Genomic DNA, 19,819 nt, shown 5'->3' with positions numbered 1-19,819 from the left:
GCTTAGTTCCTGCGCCCGGACATCAGCCCGGCAATCAGTTTCGGAGCACTTGAATTGAGAGCTTCACCACGACCGGAAAGGCTCGGATTGGTCATGAAATACTGTTGCGCGTTGAAAGGTTCCTCGCCCGGACGCACTTCGATGCGCCTGGACGTGCCGTCGGGCAATATCTCGTAGCTCTGCTGGTTGTCAATCAGGTTGCCGAGCATGATCTGCGAGAGCACCTGCTCGTGCACCGTCGGGTTCAGGAGCGGTACGAGCGTCTCGACCCGGCGGTCGAGATTGCGCGGCATCATGTCGGCAGAGCCGATGTAGACGAGCGCCTTGTCGGACGGCAGTCCGTAGCCGTTGCCGAAGCAGAAGATGCGGCTGTGCTCCAGGAAGCGGCCGACGATCGACTTCACCCGGATATTGTCGGAAAGACCCGGCACCTGCGGGCGCAGGCAGCATATGCCGCGAACGACGAGGTCGACGTCTACGCCGGCGGCGCTCGCCCGATAGAGTGCGTCAATGATCTCCGGATCGACCAGCGAATTCATCTTCATCCAGATCGCCGCCGGCGCGCCGTTCTGTGCGTGGACGATCTCCTCCTCGATGTGGCGAAGGATGCGCGGGCGCAGCGTATAAGGCGAAACGGCCAACTTCATGCTGTCTTCCGGCTCGCCATAGCCGGTGATGAAGTTGAAGACATTCGCCATGTCGTGGGCAATCTTCGGATTGCAGGTGAAGAAGGAAAGGTCCGTATAGATCTTGGCGGTGACCGGGTGGTAGTTCCCCGTGCCCAGGTGGCAATACGTCCGGAGCCTGCCGTCCTCTCGGCGCACGACCATGGACATCTTGGCATGGGTCTTTAGTTCAATGAAGCCGAAGACAACCTGGACGCCGGCGCGCTCAAGGTCGCGTGCCCAGCGGATATTGGCTTCCTCGTCGAACCGGGCCTTAAGTTCTACAAGTGCTGTCACGGACTTGCCGGCCTCGGCCGCATCGATCAGCGCCCGGACGATCGGGCTGTCGTTCGAGGTGCGGTAGAGAGTCTGCTTGATCGCCAGAACATCGGGATCGCGCGCCGCCTGCAGTAGAAACTGCACGACCACATCGAAGCTCTCGTAGGGATGGTGGACGACCATGTCCTTCTCGCGGATGGCGGCAAGGCAGTCACCGGCATGCTCGCGCACGCGTTCCGGAAAGCGCGGATTGAACGGCTCGAAGCGCAGGTCCTCCCGCGGGGACTTGGTGATTTCCGAAAGAGTATTGAGGGCCAGCAGTCCCGGGAGAACCGCTATACGGTTGTCCGGAACGCCAAGCTCCTGCACCACGAACTGGCGCAGTTCAGGCGGCATTTCGGAATCCGTCTCGATCCGGATGACCTTGCCGCGGCGGCGGCGCTTCAGGGCCGTCTCGAAGAAGCGGACGAGGTCCTCGGCCTCTTCCTCCACCTCGATATCGCTGTCGCGGATGATGCGGAACGTACCCGCGCCCTTCACCACGTAGCCGGGGAAGAGGCGGTTCGTAAACATCCCGACGACGTCTTCGAGGGTGATGTAGCGGATGGCCGCTCCCTCGTCGGGCAGGCGGATGAAGCGGTCAAGCGTCGGTGGAAGGCGGAGCAGCCCCGTCATCGGCTCGCGGCCGTGCAGGCTTTCAAGCTGCAGCGCGATCGAGAAACCGAGGTTCGGAATGAACGGGAACGGATGGGCAGGGTCAATGGACAGCGGCGTCAGCACCGGGAAGAGTTCGTCATCGAAGGCATTGGCCAGCCAGGTGCGGTCGTCACCGGAGAGTGCGGCCGGCCGAACGATCAGGATGTCCTCGCGAGCGAGGTACTGCTGCAGGACGGCGAGCGAGGCCTGCTGTTCCATCTGCAGGTTGTCGATCTCCTGCAGGATTGCGTCCAGCTGTTCGGCCGGCGTCTTGCCGTCCGGGCTACGGATGACGATACCCTGACGCACCTGGCCCTCGAGGCCGGCCACGCGGACCATGAAGAATTCGTCGAGGTTGGCGGCCGAGATGGACAGGAAACGCACCCGCTCCAGCAAAGGATGGGCGGTGTTCAGCGTCTCTTCGAGAACGCGACGATTGAACTGCAGCCAGGAAAATTCGCGGTTGATGAAGCGATCGGGACTCTGGAGCAGATCCTCGGTGACAGGTGCCATCCCTTCCTGCCCATGCGGTTCCGTCGTCACGTCCATTCCATCGCCCCCAAGTTATTCTCCGGCCGATATTACAGTTTGGCGACGGAACTATGACAGTCAATCATCCTCGACGGTATTTCCGACCTCGTTCAGCACTTCCGCCGCAAGTGGACGCGTGATCCGCGTCCCGCGACCGAGTGCCAGGCGGTCGAGCCGATCGACGATGGTCTGCGCAGCAGCCAGCGAGCGTTCCATCCGGGTGACGATATAGCCGACGAGCTTGTCATCAATGTAAAGCTGCCGGTCGGCGAAGAGCTTGACGATCACCTGCGCAAGCAGCTCCTCGTCCGGCTCGCCGATTTCCACCACCGTTGCCGCCTTGAGGCGCGAACGCAGGTCGGGAAGCGTCACGGGCCAGGACATGGGCCAGAGGCGCGAGGTAATGAGCAGGCTGTGGCCGTTCTCGCGCACGCTGTTGATGACATGGAAGAGTTCCGTGTCATCGAAGCCCTGCCGTTCGGCATCCTCGAACAGGACCGGGCCTTGGGCGGCCGCGGCCGACGATCCAGAACCCGCCTGCGGATGAATGGGTGTCGCACCACTCTTTTCCCGCCAGATGGCCGCGAGGTGCGACTTCCCGGAACCGACGGGTCCCGCCAGGATGACGACGGGCGACGGCCAGTTGGGCCAGGCATCGATGATCGAGACGGCGGCGCTCAGACGTTCGGAGACCAGCAGGTCGTCCCGCCCGGTGGCGGCATCATAGGGGAAGGAAAGCGGCAGCTGCTCATGGCGGCGCCGGTCTTTCTCGGTCGGATCAATCATTGCTGTCCCGGGAATGCTCCAGTACCTGCGGCGGCTCCTGCCAAGGAAGCGCGGCCTTTCGGCCATAGTAGAGGTCGCTCTCAAGATACCGCGACAGCGCAAAGCGGACAAGCACGCCGACCACAGCGGCGGCGGGTACGGCAATCAGGAGGCCGACAAAGCCGAAGATGAGGCCGAAGGCAAAAAGGGCGAACATGAGCCACACGGGGTGGACGCCGATCCGCGAGCCCATCAGCTTCGGCTGCAGGATGTTGCCCTCGATAAACTGGCCCGCGAAGAAAACGGCTGCCGTCGCTATGATCCAGGTGTAATCGGGCCAGAATTGAACAAGCGCCACCCCCACGGAAAGAAGCAGCCCGACGAAGGAGCCGATATAGGGGATGAAACTGATCAACCCTGCCGCAAAGCCTATGAGCAGTCCGAAATTGAGCCCGATCAGGGACAAGCCGATGGCATAGAAGGCCCCGAGGATGAGGCAGATGGAGCCCTGCCCGCGAACGAAGCCGGCGATGGCATTGTCCATGTCGAGCGCGAGCCGACGGACCGTGACAACCTGATCTCTTGGAACCCAGCTGTCGACCCTGGCAATCATCTTGTCCCAGTCGAGCAGGATATAGAAGGCAACAACCGGCGTGACGACCAGCAGCGAGACGACGTCGAGCAGCGTCTTGCCCGACGCCCATATCTGGCGAAGCAGGCCGGTAATGAAGCCCGCCCCTTCCGACATCACGTTGGAGAAATTCTGCTTGGCCGTTTCGATCTGCGTGCTCAGCCAGTCTGGAAGGAAGGCGTCGGGGGTGGCGATCAGCTCCTGCAGGCGGGTGACATAGCCCGGAAGTGCCGCGGCGAATTCGTTCAACTGGCTGACGATCACGGGAATGATGATCATCAGCAACAGAACGAAGACAAGGACGAAGCAGATAAGGATCACGACGCTTGCCATCATCCGGCTCAAGCCGCGCCGCTCCAGCCAGTCTGCCACTGGGTCGAGAAAGTAGGCGAGCGCCATGCCGGCCACGAAGGGCAGCAGGATCGAGCGAAACGCCCACAGGAAGACAATGAAAACGATCAGCGCCGCCAACCAGAAGAGGATGTGACGGCGCAGGCTCGCTCCGCTGATGTGGTAGGGCATCGCCGTCTTCCCCGGTGGTTGGCCGCAGTCCTGACACGGATAGGCTGGCGCCGCGTCGACGGTCAAGTCCATCGACCTCCCTTACCCGCTATCCCCTGCCAACGCTGGCGAAGTGCTTGCATAAGCCCGCAACCCGTGCAATGGCCCTCGAAGCTTAGCGAGCGGAGACAGGCGATGAGCGAGACAGGCAGGAACGGCCTCACCTATAGCGATGCCGGGGTCGATATCGATGCCGGAAACCTGATGGTCGAGAAGATCAAGCCGGCCGTCCGTTCGACCCGCCGGCCCGGCGCAGACGGCGAGATCGGCGGCTTCGGTGGCCTGTTCGATCTGCGTGCCGCAGGCTTCACCGACCCCGTTCTCGTCGCCGCCAATGACGGTGTCGGAACCAAGCTCAAGATTGCCATCGATGCCGACCACCACGACACTGTCGGAATCGACCTCGTCGCCATGTGCGTCAACGATCTCGTCGTGCAGGGTGCCGAGCCGCTTTTCTTCCTCGACTACTTCGCCACTGGCAAGCTTGATCCGGACCAAGGTGCTGCGATCGTGCAAGGTATCGCAGAGGGCTGCCGCCAGGCGGGCTGCGCGCTGATCGGCGGCGAGACGGCAGAAATGCCGGGCATGTATGCCGGCGGCGACTACGACCTGGCCGGATTTGCCGTCGGCGCGGCTGAGCGCGGCCAGTTGCTCCCGGTCGGCGATATCGCCGAAGGAGACCTCATCCTCGGGCTCACCTCCTCCGGCGTTCACTCCAACGGCTTTTCGCTGGTGCGCAAGATCGTGTCGGTGTCAAAGCTCGGCTGGGATGACGCTGCACCCTTCGCAGATGGCAAGAGCCTGGGAGAGGCGCTGCTGACGCCGACGCGCATCTATGTCAAGCCGCTGCTCAGGGCAATCCGCGAGACGGGCGCGATCAAAGCGCTAGCGCACATTACCGGCGGCGGCTTCCCTGAAAACATTCCGCGCGTGCTGCCGGCCAACCTTGCGGCGGAAGTCGATCTCGACTCCATCCCCGTCACACCCGTTTTCTCCTGGCTCGCCGAGACCGGCGGCGTGGACGCGAAGGAAATGCTGCGAACCTTCAACTGCGGCATCGGCATGATCGCCGTGGTTGCCGCCGAGAATGCCCAGGCTGTTACCGACGTTCTGTCCGCAGAGGGCGAGATCGTGATGCCGCTCGGCCGGATGGTGTCGCGTTCGGAAGGTGGGCCTGGTGTCATCTACCAGGGCACGCTTGCCCTATGACCTCGGTCGAGAGCCACAGCCGAAAACGCGTCGTCGTCTTCATCTCCGGCGGCGGCTCAAACATGCTGACGCTGGCGAAGGCCTGCGCGGCGCCGGAATGGCCGGCAGAGATCACCTGCGTCATCTCCGACAAGGCTTCGGCCGGCGGCCTGGCGAAGGCCGAGGCGCTTGGCATCCCGACGAAGGTCTTCGAGAGGAAGGCGTTCGCGAGTAAGGCTGAGCATGAAGAGGCAATCCTCGCCGCGCTCGACGAGATCGGTCCGGACATCATCTGCCTTGCCGGCTACATGCGGCTCCTCTCCGCCGACTTCATCCGCCGGCACGAAGGGAATATCCTCAATATCCACCCTTCCCTGCTGCCGCTTTTTCCCGGCCTACACACCCACCAGCGCGCCATTGACGCGGGCATGAAGATCGCCGGCTGCACCGTTCACTTCGTGACCGAAGGCATGGACGAGGGGCCGATCGTCGCACAGGCGGCGGTTCCGGTGCTGGCGCAGGATACGGCCGAGACGCTCGCCACGCGCATCCTGACGGTAGAGCATCAACTCTATCCGCTGGCGCTGAAGCTGGTGGCGGAGGGCAAGGTGCGGATGGAGGATGGGCGCGCTGTGACGACGCCGGGCGCTGCCACGGCGCTTGCGGAACAGACGCTGATCTCCGGCGGGCTCTGAGGGTTCGGGGACGCCTACAGTCTTTCCCGGTTCAGTGCCGCCCACTGCAGGAGCATGATCGTCTTGCCGTCGCAGATCTCGCCGGTGCCGATCATGGCCAAGGCATTGTCGAGCGGGATTTCAAGAACCTCGATGTCCTCGTGCTCCTCGTCCAGGCCACCACCGTCGTGCACCTGGTGGCTGAGGTCGATGGGTGCGTAGAAGAAGTGAATGCGCTCGGTGACCGCACCGGGCGACATGAAGCACTCGAAGAGGAAACGGACCTCGCGTACCTCGTAGCCGGTTTCCTCGACCGCTTCGCGGCGGATCGCCTCCTCCGGATGGTCGCCGTCCAGAAGACCGGCCGGAGTCTCGATCACCCAACCGGAATGGCCGGTCACATAGGCGGGCATCCGGAACTGCTTGACGAGAACGACGACCTGCCGCTGCGGATCATAGAGAAGGATCGTTGCGCCGTGGCCGCGGTCATAGCATTCGCGCGAGAGACGGTGAACTTCGCCACGGGAGTTCGTGTAGTCGAAGGTCACCTTGCGCAGGTGGTACCAGTCGTCCGAGAGCGTCTTGTCTTCGACGATCTCGACCTTGGCATTCTCCAGTTTACTCATGCGATATCCTTGCGCAGCCAGACGCGATTGTCATGAAAAGCCGCCCCCCCATAGGGAGCGACGGCATCAGCGCCGGTGAGGACGTTGATCCCCTCCCCGTCGAGATGCGCCTTGTTGGGCCAGAGACCCTCGGCGATCAGCACGCCTGGTTTGGCGCCAGGCACGATGCGCGCATGCAGGCGGATCTCGCCGCGCGTGTTCCCGAGGCGGACGATGTCGCCATCGATGATGCCAAGGCGAAGCGCGTCGGATGGTTCTATCATCACTTCCGGCCGGCCTTCCTTCTGGGCGGAGGTCGGCGTTTCGGCGAAGGTCGAATTGAGGAAGTTCCTGGCGGGAGACGTCGCCAGGCGGAACGGATGCTCGGCATCGGCTTCCTCTATCACCGGAACGTAGTCCGGGAACTTCGGCAGGGCCGCCATTGGACCCATGGGTCCGAGGCTTTTCGGCGGACGATTGGGCGACGGGCCGTTCGCCCAGTCGGGGCTGAAGCGGAATTTCCCGTCGGGATAGCCGAAGCCGTTGAGATAATGCGCCGTCTCGAAATCCGGCTGCGCATCGATCCAGCGCTGCAGCGCCAGGCTGTCGTAGCCGGGCCAGCCGCTGGCGGCGAGCATGCGGTCGATGTGCTCGCGTTCCGAGAGACCGAAGCCCGGGAAATGCAAGACGCCAAGACGCTTGGCCAGTTCCTCGATGACGAAGAGGTTGGTGCGCACCGTCTCCGGCGGCTCGACCAGCTTCGGGCCAAGCAGGATGTGGTTCTGGCCGCCGGCGCGATAGAGGTCGTCATGCTCCAGGAACATCGTTGCCGGCAGGACGACGTCGGCCATCTCGGCCGTCTCGGTCAGGAAGTGCTCGTGGACGGCGACGAACAGGTCATCGCGCGCGAAGCCCTGCTTCACGCGACGCTGCTCCGGCGCAACGTTAACCGGATTGGTGTTCTGGATCAGCAGCGCCGTCACCGGCCCGCGATGGCGCAGCGCATCGGCATCCCCCGTCAGCACGCGGCCGATCTGCGATTGGTCGAGCATGCGGATATCGGGATCGGCGTAAGCCGTGCCCATTAGTTCCGACTTGTTCAGGCGGAAGATGTCGCCATTGTTGTGGAAGGCGCCGCCGCCTTCGTGCTGCCAGGAGCCGAGGACCGTCGCGATCGACAGCGCCGCGTGCATGGAGACAGTGCCGTTGCGCTGGCGCCCGAAGCCGTAGCCGAGGCGGAAGAAGGTCTTCTTCGTGGTGCCGACGAGGCGGGCGAAGGCTTCGATCTCCTCCACCGTCAGCCCCGTGATCGCAGATGCCCACTCCGGCGTCCGGGTCCGCAGATGCTCCTCCAGCCCGGCCGGGTCATCCGCAAACTTCGCCATGTACTCGCGATCGGCGTATCCGTCTCGGAAGGCGACATGCATGACGGCACAGGCAAGTGCGGCGTCGGTGCCGGGCTTCAGGATCAGGCCCATATCGGCCTGCTTCATCGTCGGATTGTCGTAGATGTCGATGACGACGATCGGGGCGCCGCGCTCCTTTCGCGCACGCACCGCATGGGTCATCACGTTGACCTGGGTGGAGACAGCATTCGTCCCCCATATGACGACGCAGTCGGACTTGGCCATCTCGCGCGGATCGGGCCCGCGCAGCGCACCCGTACCCATGACATAGCCGGTCCACGCCATGTTGGTGCAGATGGAGCCGAAGAAACCGGAATACTTCTTGGCGTGGCGCAGGCGCTCGATGGAATCGCGCTGCACCTGACCCATGGTACCGGCGTAGAAATAGGGCCAGACAGCCTCGGAGCCGTGCTGCGCCTCCGCCTTGACGAAGGCATTGGCGATCTCATCCAGCGCGGCGTCCCAGGAGATCTCCTGCCAGGCGCCCTCGCCCTTCGCACCCAGCCGGCGCTTCGGCGTCAGCAGGCGTTTCGGGTGGTAGATGCGCTCGCTATAGCGGGCGACCTTGGCGCAGATCACGCCGGCAGTATAAGTGTTTTCGGCCGAACCACGGACGCGGCCGATCCTGCCTTCGGCCGTGAGATCGACATCGAGCGCGCAGGCGGACGGACAGTCGTGCGGGCAGACGGTGTGGCCGACGCGCGTGACATTGGAGGCGGCTTTCGCCGTGATCGGGGTCGCAAGGTTCATGGCTTTTCTATATGCCATGCACAATGCTGCAAAAAGCGCGATTTGCGGCCTATCAAATTTATTCATCCGGGGCAGAAGCAGTCATGAACTATCGGCACATCTACCACGCAGGCAACTTCGCCGACGTGCTGAAGCATGCAGTGCTGGCGCGCCTCGTCATCTACATGCAGAAGAAGGACAAGGCTTTCCGCGTGCTCGACACGCATGCAGGCATCGGCCTCTACGACCTCTCTTCCGAGGAGGCCCAGAAGACGGGCGAATGGCGAGAGGGGATCGGCCGGCTGATGGAGGCCGAGCTTCCGCCGCAAGTCGCGGAACTTCTCTCGCCCTACCTGTCGGCGGTGCGAGACCTCAATCCCGACGGCGGCGTCAGGCTCTATCCCGGATCGCCGAAGCTTGCCCGCATGCTGTTCAGGCCGCAGGACCGGCTGTCCGCGATGGAACTGCACCCTGACGACTTCGGCCGGCTCTCCAGGCTGTTCGAGGGCGATTATCAGGTGCGTGTAACGGAACTGGACGGCTGGCTGGCGTTGGGCGCCCATCTGCCACCCAAGGAGAAGCGCGGGATTGTCCTCGTCGACCCACCCTTCGAGGAGCCGGACGAATACGAGCGGCTGGTGAAGGGGCTGGCAGGCGCCTATCGCCGCTTCCCCGGCGGCACCTATTGCCTCTGGTACCCTCTGAAGAAGGGCGCGCCTATCAAGGATTTTCACCAGGCACTGCAGGATCTTGAGATCCCCAAGCTGCTGTGCGCGGAGCTCTCGGTACGCAGCGACCGGGAGACCACTGGGCTGACGGGTTCGGGCCTCATCATCGTCAACCCGCCCTTCACGCTGAAGGACGAGTTGCACGCGCTGCTGCCGGTGGTCAAACAGGTGCTGGCCCAGGATAGATTCGCATCGCAGCGCGCCTTCTGGCTCCGCGGAGAGACGCAGCCCGAAGAACGCTAGGGTTCGGCGCTCCGCCCGGCGCGGAACTGCGTCCTCTCGAAGACGAAAATCACCCCGAGCGCCATGGCAAAGGGGATCAGCAGGTAGAACAGCCGGAAGACGAGAAGAGCCGCGATCACATCGGCCGGGTCCATGTCCGGAAGTCCCATGACGAAGACGAGCTCCAATACGCCGAGCCCACCCGGCGCATGCGAGATCAAGGCTGCCGAGAAGGATGCGAGGAAGATGCCGAGCACGACGACGAAGCCAGGATTTCCCGCTTCCGGAAGGGCAAAATAGATGATGCCGGCAGCCCCTAGCAATTCCAGCGGGCCAATGGTCAACTGCGAAAGCACCACCTTGGGGGTTGGATAGGTGAGCTGGGTCGAGCCTATCCTGATCGGGCGTGGCCGAAGGAAACTGACGGCGGCGTACAGCGCTACCAGGCCGAGAATGACGTAGCCGGTGGCGGAGGAGACGCTAAGAGGGAAGCCCTCGCCGAAGCGATCGGTGATGTGCGGCTTCAGGACGAGCACCACGCCTGCCAGAAGCAACGTTCCGAGCGCGAAGGTGAAGGAACAGATGGCGATCAGCCCACCGATCTCGCGCCCGCTCAGCCCCTTGGAGGAATAGGCGCGGTAGCGGACGACCCCGCCCGAAATCACGGAGGCGCCGACATTGTGTGAGAGCGCATAGGTGGTGAAGGAGGTGACCGTGATGAACCACAGGTTCACGGACCGGCCGAGATGCATAAGCGCAATCCGGTCATAGCCCGCGAGCGCCGCATAGGCGACGAGCGTCGAGAGCCCCGCGAGCACCCAGTGAGTGGGTGAGATCGCCGTCAAGCTATCCCAGACGTCGTCCAGTGAAAGCCCACGCAATTCCTTGTAGAGAAGCCAGCCACAAACGGCTATCGTCGCCGCGCCGACGACAGGCCAGAGGTATTTTTTCAAGGTCATCCAGCTTGCCGTTCTTCTCTTTCTCTCCTTCGAATGGTCCCAGCGCACGCAGGGCAGACGCTGACTCGGGCACTTTGAAGGGAATGGTGTGATGGATCAACCTTTTCGCGCCCGAATGCTACCAATTGCCATCCTCCTGCTGCTTTCATCCGCGGGTCTGGCGAAATCCCAGGGCTTCGACTTTTATGTCCTGTCGCTTTCCTGGTCGCCGACCTATTGCGCAACCCAGAAAGGCCCGAGCCGTTCCCCACAATGCAGCGGTGATGAGGAATTCCGTTTCGTCGTCCACGGACTATGGCCGCAGCATGAACGCGGCTATCCCGAATACTGCCGAAGCCAGGGCCCGCAGCGCGTGCCGCGCTCTGTCGGAAAGATCGTCTTTGATATCATGCCGTCGATGGGGCTGATCGGTCACCAGTGGCGCAAGCATGGCAGTTGCAGCGGGCTGACGCAGCGCGGCTATTTCGATGCAACCCGCCAAGCATTCGAGCGCATTCGAATCCCTCCGAAGGTCTCCGACGGTGAAGCACGCCTGACACTGCCGGCAGCGGAAATCGAGCGGAGTTTCGTGGCGGCCAATCCCGGCATGTCGACGAGCGGGATCGCCATCCGTTGCGAGGGGCAGCGTCTGAAGGAGATCCGCATCTGCCTGACAAAGGATTTTCGTTTCCGTGATTGTGCAGAGGTTGACCGTGGCGGCTGCCGCCTCGATCGGGTCGAACTGCCCCCCGCCGAATGATTGTTCAAGACAGCAAGGACCGCGCCATGAAGCTTCTCTATTCTCCAGCCTCCCCTTACGCTGCAAAAGTGCGGATGGCCGCCCGACATCTCGGGATCGAGCTTAATGCCGTGAAGGTGGAGACCGCGGCGCCACCCCCGGAACTGCTGGACAGCAATCCGCTGGGCAAGATCCCGACCCTGCTGCGCGAGGATGAGCCGACGATCTACGACAGTGTCGCGATCATGCACTACCTCGACCGCTTGTCGGGTGGAAAACTCTATCCCCGAAAGGATTCGAAGAGGGCCAATGCCGACGTGCTGGAGTCACTCTGCGACGGGATGATGGACAGCCTGCTCGCCATCATGAACGAGCGGCGCAGCAGGCCGGAAGAACTCGTTCACCAGCCCTGGATCGACAAGCAGTGGGGCAAGGTCAGCCGGGGGCTGGATTTCCTCGATGGGCAGTTGCCCAAGACAGGCAGGAAGCTCAACGGCGGCCATTTCGCGCTCGCCGCATTGCTGAGCTATCTCGACTTGCGGTTCGCCGAGAAGAACTGGCGGGAAGGGCGGCCTGAACTCGCCGCTTGGCCGGCGGCCTTCCAGCAGCGGTTTCCGGACTTCGATGTGCTGAAGACCAGCGCCTGACACGAAAATGCCGGCAGCCATGGCCGCCGGCATTCCTTCTTCGCAGTATGAGCGATCAGAACTTGACGCCGATACCGACCTTGACGCTGTGGTCGTCGTAACCGCTGGAAACGGCGCCACTGTCGAGCGAATAGGTATCGCTACCGAAGTCGGTGTAGCGATATTCGACCCGGGTCGTGATGTTGTCCGTCACCAGCGCTTCGACGCCTGCGCCAACCGTGTAGCCGACGGCGGTGTTGCTGTCGGACGAGGTTGCGTCGGACAGTTCGTTGTCCTGCAGTGCCACACCGGCCGTACCGTAGAGAAGGAACGGGTTGAGGTCATAACCGACGCGGGCACGGACCGAACCGTTCCAGCCGGCCTTGCCTTCAACGCCGGGAGCGGCATCCGCTTCCTCGCCGTTGTAACCGGCATCAGCCTCGACGCCGTAGACGATCTGGCCGCTCTGCATGTTGTAGCCGCCAAAGACGCCGCCACCGAACGCACCTTCGCGATCACCGTCGAAGCGACCCCAGTCATAGGCGCCGTAGCCACCGATATACGCGCCGCTCCAGTCCTTTACGGGAGCCGGCTGCTCATAGGCGACCGGGGCTTCCGGGATCTGCTCGACGGCATCAGCCGCGTTGGCGGCCGAGAGGCCTGCGAGGGTTGCGGCCGAAGCCATCAGGGTTGCGATCAGAATACGCATAGAAACTCTCCTTTTTGCTGCGCCGGAATGTGTCGCGACGAGAATGCCGCAGGACTTGCTCCCGGCCCGCTGGAGGCGAAGATGTTTGGGAAATGCGGACAAGAAAGAGCCGAACTGTGAATTGATTATGGCCCCGGAACGGCAAAACAGTGATGTTGCATCGCGGCAACATACTGTTTTTTAACCATGATTTCACAACCTGATCCGAAACGCCAAAGAGCGCCCTCCTTTTCGTTCCGTGCTCGCCTTCGTTCACGTATTCGCAAGCAATTCTTTGGGCGAGAATCATCGCTTCGGATGGTCGTCTTTTATTGTCGGCCCCGAAGCACTACCTCTAGGCATTCACTAGGTCGCGATTCGAAGTCCGGGCTGCATGGCCGTCGCGCCACGGCAATGCAGGCCAGCGGACGAAGAGGATGGGATGAGTTCAGCCAAGCTGCCGGATGGTGGCGTCCTTTATGATGAAACCGAAGATGACGAGGACGACGTCGCCGCTGCCGAGCCGCAGGTCGAGCGGGCACTCGGTGTCGACTGGAGCGAGGGCTGGAAGAACGAGAGCGGCCTGAAGGGCGCCGATCTGATCGCCGAATTCGTCAAGCACCTGCCGAATGCGCCCGGCGTCTACCGCATGTTCAACGAGGCCGGCGACGTCATGTATGTCGGCAAGGCGCGCAGCCTCAAGAAGCGCGTAGGCAATTACGCGCAGGGTCGCGTCCATTCAAATCGGCTGTCGCGCATGGTGCGCGAGACGACCCACATGGAGTTCGTCACGACGCGCACCGAGACCGAGGCGCTTCTGCTGGAGGCGAACCTCATCAAGCGGTTGCGCCCACGGTTCAACGTGCTTCTGCGCGACGACAAGTCGTTTCCCTATATCATGATCACCGGCGACCACCGGGCACCGGCGATCTTCAAGCACCGCGGCGCGCGAGCACGCAAGGGTGACTATTTCGGCCCCTTCGCCTCTGCGAGCGCGGTGGGCCGGACGATCAACTCCCTGCAGCGCGCCTTTCTTCTGAGGACCTGTACCGACAGTGTCTTCGAGACCCGGACACGGCCTTGCCTCCTCTACCAGATCAAGCGCTGTTCCGGTCCCTGCACCCACGAGATCAGCGATGATGACTACGCAGAACTGGTCCGAGAGGCGAAGGACTTCCTTTCCGGCAGGAGCCAGAACGTGAAGGCCGCAATCGCACGGCAGATGCAGGAGGCGTCGGAGGATCTCGACTTCGAACGTGCAGCAATCTACCGCGACCGGCTCGCTGCTCTCTCCCACGTGCAGAGCCACCAGGGGATCAATCCTTCCGGAGTCGACGAGGCGGATGTCTTCGCCATACATCACGAAGGCGGGCTTACCTGCATCCAGGTGTTCTTCTTCCGCACCGGCCAGAACTGGGGCAACCGGGCCTATTTCCCGAAGGCCGATCCGCAGATGTCGGGCGCCGAAGTGCTGAATGCGTTCCTGGCGCAGTTTTATGACGACAAGCCGGTGCCAAGGCATATCTTGCTCTCCGAGACGGTCGAGGAGCAGGAACTGCTCGCTCTGGCCTTCTGCGAAAAGGCCGGCCAGCGAGTGACCATTTCGGTGCCGCAGCGCGGTGAGAAGCGGGATCTGGTCGAGCATGTGCTCGGCAACGCCCGAGAGGCACATGGGCGCAAGTTGGCAGAAACCTCTTCGCAGGCGCGGCTATTGAAGGGTTTCGCGGGGACCTTTGGTCTTCCCTACGTCCCGCGGCGCATTGAGATCTACGACAATTCGCACATCATGGGCACCAATGCCGTCGGCGGCATGGTGGTGGCGGGGCCAGAGGGCTTCGTGAAGAACCAGTACCGCAAGTTCAACATCAAATCGACGGAGATCACCCCCGGCGACGACTTTGGCATGATGCGCGAGGTGATGACGCGCCGGTTCTCACGGCTGATCAAGGAGGAAGGCATTCCGGATCGGACGCAGATCGGCGCGGAAGACGCGGACGCCCCTTTCCCCGCATGGCCGGACGTGATCCTGATCGACGGCGGCCAGGGGCAGATGACGGCGGTGCGCACGATCCTCGACGAACTCGGCATCCGCGACGTGGTAACCGCAATCGGTGTTGCCAAGGGCGTCGATCGCGACGCCGGGCGCGAACGCTTCTTCGCCGACGGGCTCAGTGATTTTTCGCTGCCGCCGCGCGATCCGGTGCTCTACTTCGTGCAGCGCATGCGCGACGAAGCACACCGCTTCGCCATCGGCTCCCATCGAGCACGCCGAAAGAAGGAGATGGTCAAGAACCCGCTCGACGAGATCGCAGGGATCGGTCCAGGCCGCAAGCGCAAGCTGCTCCAGCACTTCGGCACGGCAAAGGCTGTTTCCCGTGCCGGCCTCAACGACCTGATGGCGGTGGAAGGCATTTCCGAAACGGTCGCCAAATTGGTCTATCACCATTTCCACGAGAGGCAGCCAGGCTGATGTCGCGGATTGGTCGCCAAATGGCCGCCGCCACTGTTGACGCCTGCTGCAGGAAGGGCCAACTAGAGGAAGTCAATCAGCAGGTTATGAAATGGCATCGCGCGCGTACAACATTCCCAATCTCCTGACCTATGCGCGCATCGTCGCCGTACCGATCATCGTCCTTTGCTTCTTTGTCGAAGGGCGTCTGGCGAGCTCGGATTTTGCACGATGGACCGCTCTTATCCTCTTTGCGGTCGCCTCAATCACTGACTATCTCGACGGCTATCTCGCGAGGATCTGGAACCAGACCTCCAATATCGGCCGCATGCTGGATCCCATCGCCGACAAGCTGCTCGTCGCGTCAGTGCTGCTTCTCATGGCCGCCGATGGAACCATTGCCGGATGGTCGATCTGGGCGGCCATCGTCATCCTGTGCCGCGAGATCCTGGTCTCCGGTCTGCGCGAATATCTGGCCGCGCTCAAGGTGGCGGTACCGGTCACTCGTATTGCGAAGTGGAAGACCACGATCCAGATGGTGGCCATCGCCTTTCTTTTGGCAGGTCCCGCCGGTGACAAGGTCCTGCCTTACACGACCGAGATGGGGATCGGCCTGCTGTGGGTGGCCGCCGTGCTGACGATGTACACCGGCTACGACTACTTCAAGGCCGGCCTCAAGCACATGGTGGACTGACGATGACCAAGCTCATCTATTTCGCCTGGGTGCGTGAACGGATCGGCAAGCCGGAGGAAGAGATCGAACTGCCCCACGACGTGAAGACCGTGCGCGATCTCCTGGTCCACCTGAAGACACTCGGCGAGCAGTACGAGGCGGCACTGCAGTATCCGGAGGTTATTCGCGTGGCGCTCGACCAGGAGCATGTCGAGCACCACGAGAAGATCGGCAACGCCCGCGAGATCGGCATATTCCCGCCGATGACGGGCGGCTGAGCCGATGTACGGGGCGCCCCTCGTCCGGGTCCAGATGCAGGATTTCGACCTGCAGTCGGAGGTCGATGCGCTCATCGGAGGGCGGACTGGCATCGGCGCCGTCGTTACGTTCACGGGCCTCTGCCGTGACGAGCAGGGCGCACTGTCGGCGCTGGAACTGGAGCACTATCCGGGAATGGCCGAGGCGGAGATGCGGCGGATCGCGGACCTCGCAATCGAGCGCTTCTCGCTCCAGGGCCTGACCGCCATCCACCGATATGGGAAGCTCGCGCCGGGCGAGAACATCGTGCTGGTGATCGCCGCGGCCCCACACCGGCAGGCCGCGTTCGATGGCTCAAGCTTCATGATGGACTACCTCAAGACCTCCGCACCCTTCTGGAAGAAGGAGCACAAAGCCGACGGCACGACAGGTGACTGGGTCTCCGCCAAGGATGCCGATGATCGAGCGCGGGAGAAGTGGCGTTAGTCACGGCACGATCCGCTCCCTGCGGCTCATGACCAGCACGGCCACGAGACCGCCGACGATCACCAGATCTCGCCACACAATGGGACCATAGCCTGCCCACAGGGTCTCCGCGAAGCCGATCACGGCGGCGCCGCCCGCGGCCCGGATCGGATGGGCGTGGCCGCCCGCCGCCGCGATCAATACCACCTTGAGCCCGAAGACAAGCCCTGCGCCGAAATCCATCGTGCCGTAGTAGGACGTGGCGAGGATGCCGCAGATCGAAGCCATGAGTGCCGCGGCCGCATAGGACATGACGAAGACCGTTCGGGCATCGACCCCGCACATTTCGGCAGCCCGTGAATCCTCCGAGACCGCCCGCCATCGCCTTCCCCAGGTGCTCCTGACGAGGAAGACCGCGCCCATTCCAAGCAGTAGCAGCAGGATCGCCGTGCTGAGACACTGGAGGGTCGTCAGCGTGACCGGAAAGCCCTCGCCCGACCATAGCACGATCGGCTCCTTCATCAGCGGTGGCAGCCAGAGTTCGCGGGTTTGCGCCGCGAGCCGGGCCCCCTCCATCAGGACGAGCACGAGGCCCAGCGAGCCGACGATGACAGCGTTCGGAGAGACGCTCGCCCGAGGCCGGATGATGAACCGGCCGCTGACCATGCCGGTCGCCACACCGCCGCTGAGAGCGGCCAGAGCGCCCAGCGCTAGCGCGGCCGGCAAGACGAGCCGAAGTTCATTCCACCCGAAGTGGGCGACCAACACATAAAGGTGCCCGGAGAACGCGAAGATCGCTCCATAGGTGATGTCAGCACGCCGCGTCACTGCAAAGGCGATCGCATAGCCGAAGGCGAGGCTCGCATAAAGTGTCGCCAGCGGCACGGCATTCGCGATCTGCTGCAGAAAGTAGCTCATGCCGCAGGATTCCACCATCCATGTAACTGGTCAAACGACTTTTGATGGTTATACTGGAGACATGATCTTCACTTGGACTCCCCATCGATTTTCTGGTGGCTCCCTTGCTCTCGATGTTGCCAACAGCGTCATCCTGCGCTCCGGTCTGGCCCGCCGTACCGACCGCTTCGAAGTTGCCGAGCAGATGGATGCCTTTTCCAAGGCCGCAACGCAGTTTTCGGCAGAGCGGTCTCTGTTCGGTGAGATCAAGCCGGTCGCGGAGCCGAACCGGAAGGATTTCCTCGCACTGCGTGAGGCGATCGACGCTTATTTCCGCCGCCGGGTCGAAGGCCATGACGATCGCGTGCTGCTCGCCGACCTGCTGCAGGCTTGCGCACGAATGCTGAAGCAGTCCGCAAGCGAGGCGACGCTCGAGGCGGCAACGGCTCGCTCGGCGCTACGCCTGCTGGCGGAGACCGAGCGCCTGAAGATCTGCGGCAATTGCGGCTGGCTGTTCCTCGACCGCAGCCGCAATAGGAGCCGCACCTGGTGCGACATGGCTGTCTGCGGCAACCGCGTGAAGGCGAGCCGCCACTATCGGCGCAAGAAGGAGGCGATGCCGTGAGGAAGCGTTGGGTGGTTGCCATGATGACCCTGATTGCCCTTGCCGCCTGCCAGCGGGATACGGCGGATCAGGACGTCGTGGAGCTTTCAGGCAAGATCTTCGTGTTCAACTACCGGGTGGCACGAGCGACCTACCTCGTTACGCTCCGCAGGCTTGCTCCCTTGCCGGAAGGCGGTGTGGCCGAGGCGAGCTTCGAGGATCCTCGCGGCGGGCCGTCTTTGACGGTGGAACAGAAGCTGTTTCCGGCAATGGAGAAGATCGTTCTTGAAAGCCCCGCGATCCACTGCGTGAAGAAGGGAAAGCCCTATAGCGTCACGATCCGCTTGCTCGACCAGAAAGGCGACGAACTGCAGATGATCAAGACGACTATCGCCTCGAACGTCGACCAGGTCGTGCTGCCCGCAAAGCCGCTTTCGCTAGGCCCTGCCTACGACCGGAACCCGGAGGTGTTCAGGCCCTACGGTTCGACCGATTTCTCTCCCGAGTCCTGTCCCGAATGAAAAAAGCCGGCGCGACGGCCGGCTTTTCCAGATCATCTGACGGCAGATCAGCCGACGATTTCGGTGTCTGCAAACCAGTACTTGATTTCCTGGGCAGCGGTTTCCGGAGCGTCGGAACCGTGAACCGAGTTCTCCCCGATCGAAAGTGCGAACTGCTTGCGGATGGTGCCTTCGGCAGCCTGCTCAGGATTGGTCGCGCCCATGATCTCGCGGTTCTTCAGGATAGCGTTCTCGCCTTCCAGAACCTGAACGACGGTCGGGCCGGAGGTCATGCCTTCGACCAGTTCGCCGAAGAAGGGACGATCCTTGTGAACGGCGTAAAAGCCTTCCGCTTCGCGCTTGCTCATCCAGACGCGCTTGGAGGCAACGACGCGCAGGCCGTTGTCTTCGAACACCTTGGTGATGGCGCCCGTCAGGTTGCGCTTGGTGGCGTCCGGCTTGATCATCGAAAACGTGCGTTCAATCGCCATCGTCAATTCCTTTGTTTCCCGAGAAAGTGGGCGGTGTTTACCCGCCCTCTGCTCTGGAAACAAGGGGCTCCTGGGAATTTCACGCGGCCGTCACACGCCGTCCGAGACCATCGTGAAGGTCGAGGCAACGCGCGAACCACTGCATGACGGAATCGTCCGCCGCCAAGGGAGGCGGGCCGGCTGTCACCCGCATCCACTGCAAGGCACCGAAGAGGATGTAATCGGCAAACAGCGGGCTGTCGCCGCCCAGGAATGGCTGGAAATGCAGCGTGCGGCGGACCGGCTCGAGCCTCGCAGCAAAGGTCTCCCGCTCCGCGTCGCCCTCTGCGGCGACGGCTTCGATCTCCTTGCCCAGACGATCGAGCCGGCTGGCGCGGAAATACTGCTGGTCCGGCGTATCCAGCATGTCGTGGATGTGCATGATCGCCATCTTCGTCACGGGCATGTGGAGGACCATCTGGGAAAAGCTCTCGACGAAGCGCGACAAGGCCTTGCCGCCCTCCCCGCCAAACAGCGTCGGACGATCGGGATAGGCCTCATCCAGATAGACGGCGATCTCGAAACTGTCGCGCACCAGCCGATCCCCGTCGCGAAGGATCGGGACGGTCTTCGAGAACCCCTCCTCTATTTCGGGTATGGCGGTGAACGGATAGGGCCGCTCGACGAAATCCAGGCCCTTGTGAGCCAGGGCCATGGAGACCTTCCAGCAGTGCGGGGAGAAAGGGCGGTTCTCGTCACGGCCGCAGAGGGAATAAAGGACACGGGTCATGGAGTCTCCGATCGCTTGAAATGATGCCGATTGTGACCGAGC

Annotated in this window: 21 protein-coding genes; 11 read left to right on the top strand and 10 right to left on the bottom strand. The window is 62.6% G+C overall.

The window, feature by feature from the left end:
* Nucleotides 1-2: 2 nt before the first annotated feature.
* From FN060_RS03955 to FN060_RS03945, 3 genes are read right to left on the bottom strand one after another with little or no spacing between them, the layout of a single operon-like run.
* Nucleotides 3-2,189 (bottom strand): RNA degradosome polyphosphate kinase, encoded by a 2,187-nt coding sequence (locus tag FN060_RS03955; protein WP_142586953.1) that lies wholly within the window; start codon nt 2,187-2,189, stop codon nt 3-5.
* Nucleotides 2,190-2,249: 60 nt separating this feature from the next.
* A complete protein-coding gene (hdaA, locus tag FN060_RS03950) occupies nt 2,250-2,957 on the bottom strand; it encodes a DnaA regulatory inactivator HdaA (protein ID WP_142586952.1) in 708 nt (235 codons plus the stop codon).
* Complete coding sequence (locus FN060_RS03945) at nt 2,950-4,089, bottom strand: AI-2E family transporter (RefSeq protein ID WP_142586951.1); 1,140 nt, start codon at nt 4,087-4,089, stop codon at nt 2,950-2,952. The genes hdaA and FN060_RS03945 overlap by 8 nt, the downstream gene beginning before the upstream one ends.
* Nucleotides 4,090-4,263: 174 nt before the next feature.
* On the opposite strand from FN060_RS03945, the gene purM reads away from it, so the two are divergent.
* Nucleotides 4,264-5,337 (top strand): phosphoribosylformylglycinamidine cyclo-ligase, encoded by a 1,074-nt coding sequence (purM, locus tag FN060_RS03940; RefSeq protein ID WP_142586950.1) that lies wholly within the window; start codon nt 4,264-4,266, stop codon nt 5,335-5,337.
* The gene (gene purN / locus FN060_RS03935; protein WP_077547089.1) at nt 5,334-6,011 is read left to right on the top strand and encodes a phosphoribosylglycinamide formyltransferase; all 678 of its coding nucleotides are present in this window, start codon (nt 5,334-5,336) and stop codon (nt 6,009-6,011) included. Before purM ends, purN begins: the two co-directional genes overlap by 4 nt.
* A 14-nt stretch (nt 6,012-6,025) precedes the next feature.
* On the opposite strand, the gene FN060_RS03930 is transcribed toward purN, so the two are convergent.
* Nucleotides 6,026-6,616, bottom strand: coding sequence for an NUDIX domain-containing protein (locus tag FN060_RS03930; protein WP_077547088.1), 591 nt, complete (start codon nt 6,614-6,616; stop codon nt 6,026-6,028).
* Nucleotides 6,613-8,751: a molybdopterin-containing oxidoreductase family protein gene (locus FN060_RS03925; protein ID WP_142586949.1), complete on the bottom strand. Its 2,139-nt coding sequence runs from the start codon at nt 8,749-8,751 to the stop codon at nt 6,613-6,615. Before FN060_RS03925 ends, FN060_RS03930 begins: the two co-directional genes overlap by 4 nt.
* Nucleotides 8,752-8,834: 83 nt before the next feature.
* Between FN060_RS03925 and FN060_RS03920 the strand changes: the two genes are divergently transcribed.
* Complete coding sequence (locus FN060_RS03920) at nt 8,835-9,701, top strand: 23S rRNA (adenine(2030)-N(6))-methyltransferase RlmJ (RefSeq protein ID WP_142586948.1); 867 nt, start codon at nt 8,835-8,837, stop codon at nt 9,699-9,701.
* Here the strand turns inward: FN060_RS03920 and FN060_RS03915 are convergent.
* Nucleotides 9,698-10,639 carry a lysylphosphatidylglycerol synthase domain-containing protein gene (locus tag FN060_RS03915; RefSeq protein ID WP_142586947.1) on the bottom strand — a complete coding sequence of 314 codons (942 nt, stop codon included), beginning with the start codon at nt 10,637-10,639 and terminating at the stop codon, nt 9,698-9,700. The genes FN060_RS03920 and FN060_RS03915 overlap by 4 nt on opposite strands.
* A gap of 91 nt (nt 10,640-10,730) precedes the next feature.
* Between FN060_RS03915 and FN060_RS03910 the strand changes: the two genes are divergently transcribed.
* Nucleotides 10,731-11,378 carry a ribonuclease T2 family protein gene (locus FN060_RS03910; RefSeq protein WP_142586946.1) on the top strand — a complete coding sequence of 216 codons (648 nt, stop codon included), beginning with the start codon at nt 10,731-10,733 and terminating at the stop codon, nt 11,376-11,378.
* A gap of 26 nt (nt 11,379-11,404) precedes the next feature.
* Nucleotides 11,405-12,004: a glutathione S-transferase gene (locus FN060_RS03905; protein ID WP_142586945.1), complete on the top strand. Its 600-nt coding sequence runs from the start codon at nt 11,405-11,407 to the stop codon at nt 12,002-12,004.
* A 55-nt stretch (nt 12,005-12,059) separates the two neighbouring features.
* On the opposite strand, the gene FN060_RS03900 is transcribed toward FN060_RS03905, so the two are convergent.
* On the bottom strand, nt 12,060-12,692 hold the full coding sequence (locus FN060_RS03900; protein WP_142586944.1) for an outer membrane protein: 633 nt from the start codon (nt 12,690-12,692) through the stop codon (nt 12,060-12,062).
* A 421-nt stretch (nt 12,693-13,113) separates the two neighbouring features.
* Between FN060_RS03900 and uvrC the strand changes: the two genes are divergently transcribed.
* From uvrC to FN060_RS03880, 4 genes are all read left to right on the top strand, one after another.
* Complete coding sequence (uvrC, locus tag FN060_RS03895; RefSeq protein ID WP_142586943.1) at nt 13,114-15,141, top strand: excinuclease ABC subunit UvrC; 2,028 nt, start codon at nt 13,114-13,116, stop codon at nt 15,139-15,141.
* A 91-nt stretch (nt 15,142-15,232) separates the two neighbouring features.
* Nucleotides 15,233-15,814, top strand: a complete 582-nt coding sequence (gene pgsA / locus FN060_RS03890) for a CDP-diacylglycerol--glycerol-3-phosphate 3-phosphatidyltransferase (protein ID WP_052637809.1) — start codon at nt 15,233-15,235, stop codon at nt 15,812-15,814.
* Between the two features lie 2 nt (nt 15,815-15,816).
* Nucleotides 15,817-16,071, top strand: coding sequence for a molybdopterin converting factor subunit 1 (gene moaD / locus FN060_RS03885; protein WP_142586942.1), 255 nt, complete (start codon nt 15,817-15,819; stop codon nt 16,069-16,071).
* A gap of 4 nt (nt 16,072-16,075) precedes the next feature.
* Complete coding sequence (locus FN060_RS03880) at nt 16,076-16,537, top strand: molybdenum cofactor biosynthesis protein MoaE (RefSeq protein ID WP_142586941.1); 462 nt, start codon at nt 16,076-16,078, stop codon at nt 16,535-16,537.
* Here the strand turns inward: FN060_RS03880 and FN060_RS03875 are convergent, their stop codons facing one another.
* Nucleotides 16,538-17,434: a branched-chain amino acid ABC transporter permease gene (locus FN060_RS03875; RefSeq protein WP_142586940.1), complete on the bottom strand. Its 897-nt coding sequence runs from the start codon at nt 17,432-17,434 to the stop codon at nt 16,538-16,540. It abuts the gene before it with no gap.
* A 61-nt stretch (nt 17,435-17,495) separates the two neighbouring features.
* Here FN060_RS03875 and FN060_RS03870 point away from each other — a divergent pair, with 61 nt between their 5' ends.
* Both FN060_RS03870 and FN060_RS03865 read left to right on the top strand, forming a co-directional pair.
* On the top strand, nt 17,496-18,038 hold the full coding sequence (locus FN060_RS03870) for a CGNR zinc finger domain-containing protein (RefSeq protein ID WP_142586939.1): 543 nt from the start codon (nt 17,496-17,498) through the stop codon (nt 18,036-18,038).
* Nucleotides 18,035-18,538: a hypothetical protein gene (locus tag FN060_RS03865; RefSeq protein ID WP_425312136.1), complete on the top strand. Its 504-nt coding sequence runs from the start codon at nt 18,035-18,037 to the stop codon at nt 18,536-18,538. Before FN060_RS03870 ends, FN060_RS03865 begins: the two co-directional genes overlap by 4 nt.
* 47 nt (nt 18,539-18,585) lie before the next feature.
* Here the strand turns inward: FN060_RS03865 and ndk are convergent, their stop codons facing one another.
* Together ndk and FN060_RS03855 are read right to left on the bottom strand one after the other, a co-directional pair.
* On the bottom strand, nt 18,586-19,008 hold the full coding sequence (ndk, locus tag FN060_RS03860) for a nucleoside-diphosphate kinase (protein ID WP_052637803.1): 423 nt from the start codon (nt 19,006-19,008) through the stop codon (nt 18,586-18,588).
* A gap of 79 nt (nt 19,009-19,087) precedes the next feature.
* Nucleotides 19,088-19,777, bottom strand: coding sequence for a glutathione S-transferase family protein (locus FN060_RS03855; protein WP_077547076.1), 690 nt, complete (start codon nt 19,775-19,777; stop codon nt 19,088-19,090).
* Between the last annotated feature and the right edge of the window lie 42 nt (nt 19,778-19,819).

Source organism: Pseudorhizobium halotolerans (assembly GCF_902153235.2).
GTDB lineage: Bacteria > Pseudomonadota > Alphaproteobacteria > Rhizobiales > Rhizobiaceae > Neorhizobium > Neorhizobium flavum.
This window is presented reverse-complemented; position numbering and strand designations above follow the sequence as displayed.

Coding starts and splice junctions, on each gene's coding strand:
- FN060_RS03880 (WP_142586941.1), top strand. CDS start 16,076: ATGTACGGGGCGCCCCTCGTCCGGGTCCAGATGCAGGATTTCGACCTG.
- hdaA (WP_142586952.1), bottom strand. CDS start 2,957: ATGATTGATCCGACCGAGAAAGACCGGCGCCGCCATGAGCAGCTGCCG.
- FN060_RS03925 (WP_142586949.1), bottom strand. CDS start 8,751: ATGAACCTTGCGACCCCGATCACGGCGAAAGCCGCCTCCAATGTCACG.
- purM (WP_142586950.1), top strand. CDS start 4,264: ATGAGCGAGACAGGCAGGAACGGCCTCACCTATAGCGATGCCGGGGTC.
- FN060_RS03870 (WP_142586939.1), top strand. CDS start 17,496: ATGATCTTCACTTGGACTCCCCATCGATTTTCTGGTGGCTCCCTTGCT.
- FN060_RS03945 (WP_142586951.1), bottom strand. CDS start 4,089: ATGCCCTACCACATCAGCGGAGCGAGCCTGCGCCGTCACATCCTCTTC.
- ndk (WP_052637803.1), bottom strand. CDS start 19,008: ATGGCGATTGAACGCACGTTTTCGATGATCAAGCCGGACGCCACCAAG.
- moaD (WP_142586942.1), top strand. CDS start 15,817: ATGACCAAGCTCATCTATTTCGCCTGGGTGCGTGAACGGATCGGCAAG.
- FN060_RS03930 (WP_077547088.1), bottom strand. CDS start 6,616: ATGAGTAAACTGGAGAATGCCAAGGTCGAGATCGTCGAAGACAAGACG.
- FN060_RS03910 (WP_142586946.1), top strand. CDS start 10,731: ATGGATCAACCTTTTCGCGCCCGAATGCTACCAATTGCCATCCTCCTG.
- FN060_RS03920 (WP_142586948.1), top strand. CDS start 8,835: ATGAACTATCGGCACATCTACCACGCAGGCAACTTCGCCGACGTGCTG.
- uvrC (WP_142586943.1), top strand. CDS start 13,114: ATGAGTTCAGCCAAGCTGCCGGATGGTGGCGTCCTTTATGATGAAACC.
- FN060_RS03900 (WP_142586944.1), bottom strand. CDS start 12,692: ATGCGTATTCTGATCGCAACCCTGATGGCTTCGGCCGCAACCCTCGCA.
- FN060_RS03915 (WP_142586947.1), bottom strand. CDS start 10,639: ATGACCTTGAAAAAATACCTCTGGCCTGTCGTCGGCGCGGCGACGATA.
- FN060_RS03905 (WP_142586945.1), top strand. CDS start 11,405: ATGAAGCTTCTCTATTCTCCAGCCTCCCCTTACGCTGCAAAAGTGCGG.
- pgsA (WP_052637809.1), top strand. CDS start 15,233: ATGGCATCGCGCGCGTACAACATTCCCAATCTCCTGACCTATGCGCGC.
- FN060_RS03875 (WP_142586940.1), bottom strand. CDS start 17,434: ATGAGCTACTTTCTGCAGCAGATCGCGAATGCCGTGCCGCTGGCGACA.
- FN060_RS03855 (WP_077547076.1), bottom strand. CDS start 19,777: ATGACCCGTGTCCTTTATTCCCTCTGCGGCCGTGACGAGAACCGCCCT.
- purN (WP_077547089.1), top strand. CDS start 5,334: ATGACCTCGGTCGAGAGCCACAGCCGAAAACGCGTCGTCGTCTTCATC.
- FN060_RS03955 (WP_142586953.1), bottom strand. CDS start 2,189: ATGGACGTGACGACGGAACCGCATGGGCAGGAAGGGATGGCACCTGTC.